This window comes from Geofilum rubicundum JCM 15548 (genome assembly GCF_000974365.1).
Classification (GTDB): Bacteria; Bacteroidota; Bacteroidia; order Bacteroidales; family Marinilabiliaceae; genus Geofilum; species Geofilum rubicundum.
This window is the reverse complement of record NZ_BAZW01000111.1, coordinates 1-4,112: the sequence shown is the minus strand read 5'-3', so window position 1 is coordinate 4,112 and position 4,112 is coordinate 1. Positions and strand designations below refer to the sequence as shown.

Below are 4,112 nucleotides of genomic sequence, written 5' to 3'. Positions count from 1 at the left end.
TTTTAATAAGGATCTAAAACGATACCACTTACCGACGAAAAACGATACCACCAAGTTTCCATTCTCCTGAAAAAGCGGTAAACTTTCATATTCTGAAAGTTATGCCACGATGAAATCAACCTTCCTATGTCGCACTGCCAAAGTAAGTGCCAAAGAAACCCCCGCAACAAGCATCAAAAGTATTGTTCTTCAGCAGCTTGTCAAAATGCACGTAAACGCCTGCATGAAAAGCAAACGCTCTCAACCCCAGAGGGTCGAGCCTCCAAGAAAAAGCGTAACCAGAAGTGGCGAGCTAAATACCCCGCACACGAATATCAAAAACATTACCGGAATACTCATCCTGAATACGAAAATTTCAATCGTGATCAGCAGCGAAAACGCAATAAAAAGCGTAATCAGGTCGCTGAGCCAAAGATTGTAAAGACGGACGCGTTATCTCTACATCCCTTTGATGGCAACACATACGTGGCTTTTAAGATAAAAAGTGGAAAGATTGTAAAGACGGACACGTTAATTCTTCAAATGCAGGCCCACCTTGGGATAGGCCCTGTTTTTGCCTCCAATTCTAGTTGATTGTAAAGACGGACGCGTTAGCTTAGCTAAAGGCTACCTTCTAATTTTATAGGTGTTAAAAAACTTACGCGATGAAACAACCTACAATCGAAGAAGTAGCCCCGGACAAATTAGATTTGTCGCTGGCTGAAATGCGGATTATCAACCCCGGATCGGTTGCCCGCATCCAAAGTTCCATGTTGGTGCAAGGTCAATTGCAGCCTTTAGTGGTTCGTCCTTTCAAAGGACAATACCAGGTCATTGATGGCATAAAGCGTGTTTATGCAGCTATGGAGCTAAAGAAAAAGCACCTAAAATGTTATGTTTTGGATGTTGATTTACAACAAGCCAAGCTTCTGGTTTTAAGTTATAACCGGTTGCATCAATCCATGGAAGTATGGGAAGAAGCCATGGTGTTAGCAGATCTGATAAAGAGTCACGGTCTGGACCAAAGAAGCCTCTCCAAGCTCACCGGTTATAGCCGCAGTTGGGTGAGCCGCCGGTTGTCACTGATTAGCAAGATAGATACCCATGTGGCATCAGAGATTAAAATGGGGACCATCAACAGCAGCCAGGCACGCGCCCTCATAAAGTTGCCGCGCTGCAAACAAATGGCCATGGCCCGGGTGATTACTTCCCTGAAGCTACCCAGTCGCCAGAGTAATACGCTGGTTAAGGCCTTTCTGTGTGCAACAGATGAAGCTCAGCAACAATACATACTCGATTGCCCGCAAGAGGTCTTTGCAAGCAAAGAACCTGAGTATCGGCACATGCCCCTTGGAGCAGATGATGCCCGACTCAGCAGTTATGGCAATGAGCTTCTGAGGTCAACCCAGTTTGTTCTTACAACCATCAGCGATATGCTGGCCAACTTGCATTCAACTGGAGCGAATGTGTTAAAGGAGACCGAGAAGATGATTATTAATCCGGAAATCACCAAAGCGCGGGGTTCTGCAACAGAACTCATCAAAGCTATTACCTCGTTACAAACCCCCAAAACCGTATGCCAAAATGAGAGATGAAAGAATAATCAACACCGTTGTCACCCTACACGTGCAAAAATGCTGGTCGATCCGAAAAATCTCACGGGAATTGAATCTCTCGCGTAACCGCATTCGCCGGATACTGGTATCGAACTCGATGTTACGCGATACCACCTCCAAAGACAAAGAACTCGTAAAAAAGCAGCGTCCGAGCAAGCTGGATCAGTACAAAGAATACATTGGCGATTTGCTCATTAAACATCCTAAAATAACGGGACAGCGGGTCTATGAACTTATCAAAGAGAAAGGCTACCCAGGCGAAATATCCATTGTTCGTGAGTACCTGAAAAGCGTTCGACAGGTGGGTTCAAAAACACCGATTAAGATGGTTGAAACGGACCCGGGCCAATTGGCCGCTCATGACTGGAGCGATTACAATATTACCTTTACCTCAACGGGACAAACACAGCAGGTGACGTTTTTTAGTTACATCTTAGGCTTCTCGAGACGTCAATACGTAAGTGTGGTAGAAAACAAAAAACAGCCCACCCTTTTTCGAGAACTTATCGCCGCCTTTATCTATTTTGATGGCGTACCCAAGGAAATCCGAAGCGATAATCAAAAGGCCTGTGTGGATCAATGGGCGCCCGGCAATCCGGTATTCAACAGCAAGTATCTGGAGTTTGCTTCCTGGTACCGGTTTACGCCTAAGACGATTACTCCAAGAAATCCAGTCGAGAATTTAAAGATTGAGCGCCCCTTTTGGTATCTGGAGCAGAATTTTCTGGGTGGCCGGGAGTTCAAAGACCTTCAGGATCTGAAAAACCAGCTTCAGCTGTGGTTAAGGCAGGTCAATGACGTGCGCAAACATGGCACAACAAAAGAAAGGCCCATTGACAGATATGTCCAGGAACAGCCTTATCTGCAACCATTGCCTGTGAATCATTTTGACACCTCTCTTGTAACACATAAAGTGGTCAATCAAGAATCATGCATTTACTACGAGGGCTATCAGTATGTAGTACCTACAAAGCACATGTTTGAGCTATGTCCCTTGCGCATAACCCAGGAGCAGATGATTGTTTACTCGCCCTGCGGAGAACAAATCGCCTGTCACCCTTTGGCCGAAAAGGGACGCAAGGAGCGTTACGTAGGAGATCATAAAAAATCAACGAAGAAACCCGACCTGCCCATTGCTGATGTAATCAGTCGCTTAGAGTGCTTTTCTCCAGAAATGAACGGATACATCCAGCAGGTTAAGCAACATAAACCAGTTACATGGCGGCATCATCTGCGAAACCTACTGGCCCTCAAAGTCAACTATCGCGTGGAAGACATATTGGTGGCCATACGCAGAGCCTTGCTATATAAGGTTTTTGACTCAAGCGTCGTCGAAAACTTCCTGGAAAACAACTCAGAGCCGCGATATAGCATCAAACTATCCTTTAAACCAAGAAACAACAACTATGATGAGCAGCAAAAATAAAAGTTACGGCAAAGAGCAGGCAGAAGCGTTCGCTGAAAACTGCCGTTATCTGGGACTAAAGCTCCTGGCAGAGGAATACCAGCAGATGATTAACCGGGCCAATGAAAGTTCTCTGGGCTATTACGATTTTATCAATAACATCGTTCAGACAGAAGCGGCAGCCAAGAAGCAACGGCGCATAGAAACCCTTATAAAAAACAGCCGACTGCCCCAGCCGCTAAAAATGCTGGCTGATTTTGACTTTGACTTCCAACCCAGCTTGGACCGCAGGTTAATCATGGATCTGGCCACCCTTGGCTTTATTGAACGCAATGAATCCATACTGTTTACAAGTAAAGCAAATGGTGTAGGAAAAAGCCATATCGCCCGTAGCCTGGCTTTATTAGCCTGCCAGCATGATTATAAAACGTATTACACCACCTGTAGCGACCTTATCAATGATCTGAATGCCGGTGTGTATGAGAAAACCCTCGCCAAGAGGATGCGCAAATACACCAGCCCGGACTTACTGGTCATCGATGAAATGGGGCATGACCGATTAGAGTTACAAGTGGTCAAAGAAGCCCACCTTCTTTTTAAGATCATCGACCAGCGCTATAATGATAACAAATCCCTGATCTTCACCACTAATGTAGAAGAACCCGATTGGGCCGAGTTCCTGGGCGATCCAATCACCACCTCAGCTATCTTAGATCGCATTTTCCACCACTCAGTGATCGTCCGGATAGACGGCCCAAGTTACCGAATGTACCAGAGTGAACAATTACAAAAGAAATACACCAGTAAAAAACAGGAAGCGAAATAATCGGAACAAGATCCAACTACAAATCTGAAAAAAGGTGCTGACAGAAGTTAGCGCCTTTTTTGTGCGATACGCTCGACGGTAATATATGACGTTAATTATCAGTAATATATAGGCATACCGCCTTCTATGTAAGGCTTGCTTGGTTTAACTTCAAAATTGAACATCTAAAAATCCACCGGAATCAAGGAAAAAACACCCCCTTTAGGACACAACAATAATGGGCATCTCGAAAGGGTGGTATCGTTTGTTCTTGTTTAGTGGTAACGTTTGTGATCGGTGTTGAAAC

4 protein-coding genes are annotated in these 4,112 nt (G+C 45.0%); all 4 read left to right on the top strand.

Going from position 1 to position 4,112, the window contains the following annotated elements; all coding sequences use genetic code 11:
* Nucleotides 1-126: 126 nt before the first annotated feature.
* The gene (locus JCM15548_RS19995; protein WP_062128939.1) at nt 127-573 is read left to right on the top strand and encodes a hypothetical protein; all 447 of its coding nucleotides are present in this window, start codon (nt 127-129) and stop codon (nt 571-573) included.
* A gap of 71 nt (nt 574-644) precedes the next feature.
* Nucleotides 645-1,574, top strand: coding sequence for a ParB/RepB/Spo0J family partition protein (locus tag JCM15548_RS19990; RefSeq protein WP_062128937.1), 930 nt, complete (start codon nt 645-647; stop codon nt 1,572-1,574).
* A complete protein-coding gene (istA, locus tag JCM15548_RS19985) occupies nt 1,564-3,021 on the top strand; it encodes an IS21 family transposase (RefSeq protein WP_062128935.1) in 1,458 nt (485 codons plus the stop codon). The genes JCM15548_RS19990 and istA overlap by 11 nt, the downstream gene beginning before the upstream one ends.
* Nucleotides 3,002-3,826 (top strand): IS21-like element helper ATPase IstB, encoded by an 825-nt coding sequence (istB, locus tag JCM15548_RS19980; protein WP_083985287.1) that lies wholly within the window; start codon nt 3,002-3,004, stop codon nt 3,824-3,826. Before istA ends, istB begins: the two co-directional genes overlap by 20 nt.
* Nucleotides 3,827-4,112: the final 286 nt, after the last annotated feature.

Excerpts from the sequence above, each read along its gene's own strand:
- JCM15548_RS19995 (WP_062128939.1), top strand. The coding sequence starts at position 127 with ATGTCGCACTGCCAAAGTAAGTGCCAAAGAAACCCCCGCAACAAGCAT.
- JCM15548_RS19990 (WP_062128937.1), top strand. The coding sequence starts at position 645 with ATGAAACAACCTACAATCGAAGAAGTAGCCCCGGACAAATTAGATTTG.
- istA (WP_062128935.1), top strand. The coding sequence starts at position 1,564 with ATGAGAGATGAAAGAATAATCAACACCGTTGTCACCCTACACGTGCAA.
- istB (WP_083985287.1), top strand. The coding sequence starts at position 3,002 with ATGATGAGCAGCAAAAATAAAAGTTACGGCAAAGAGCAGGCAGAAGCG.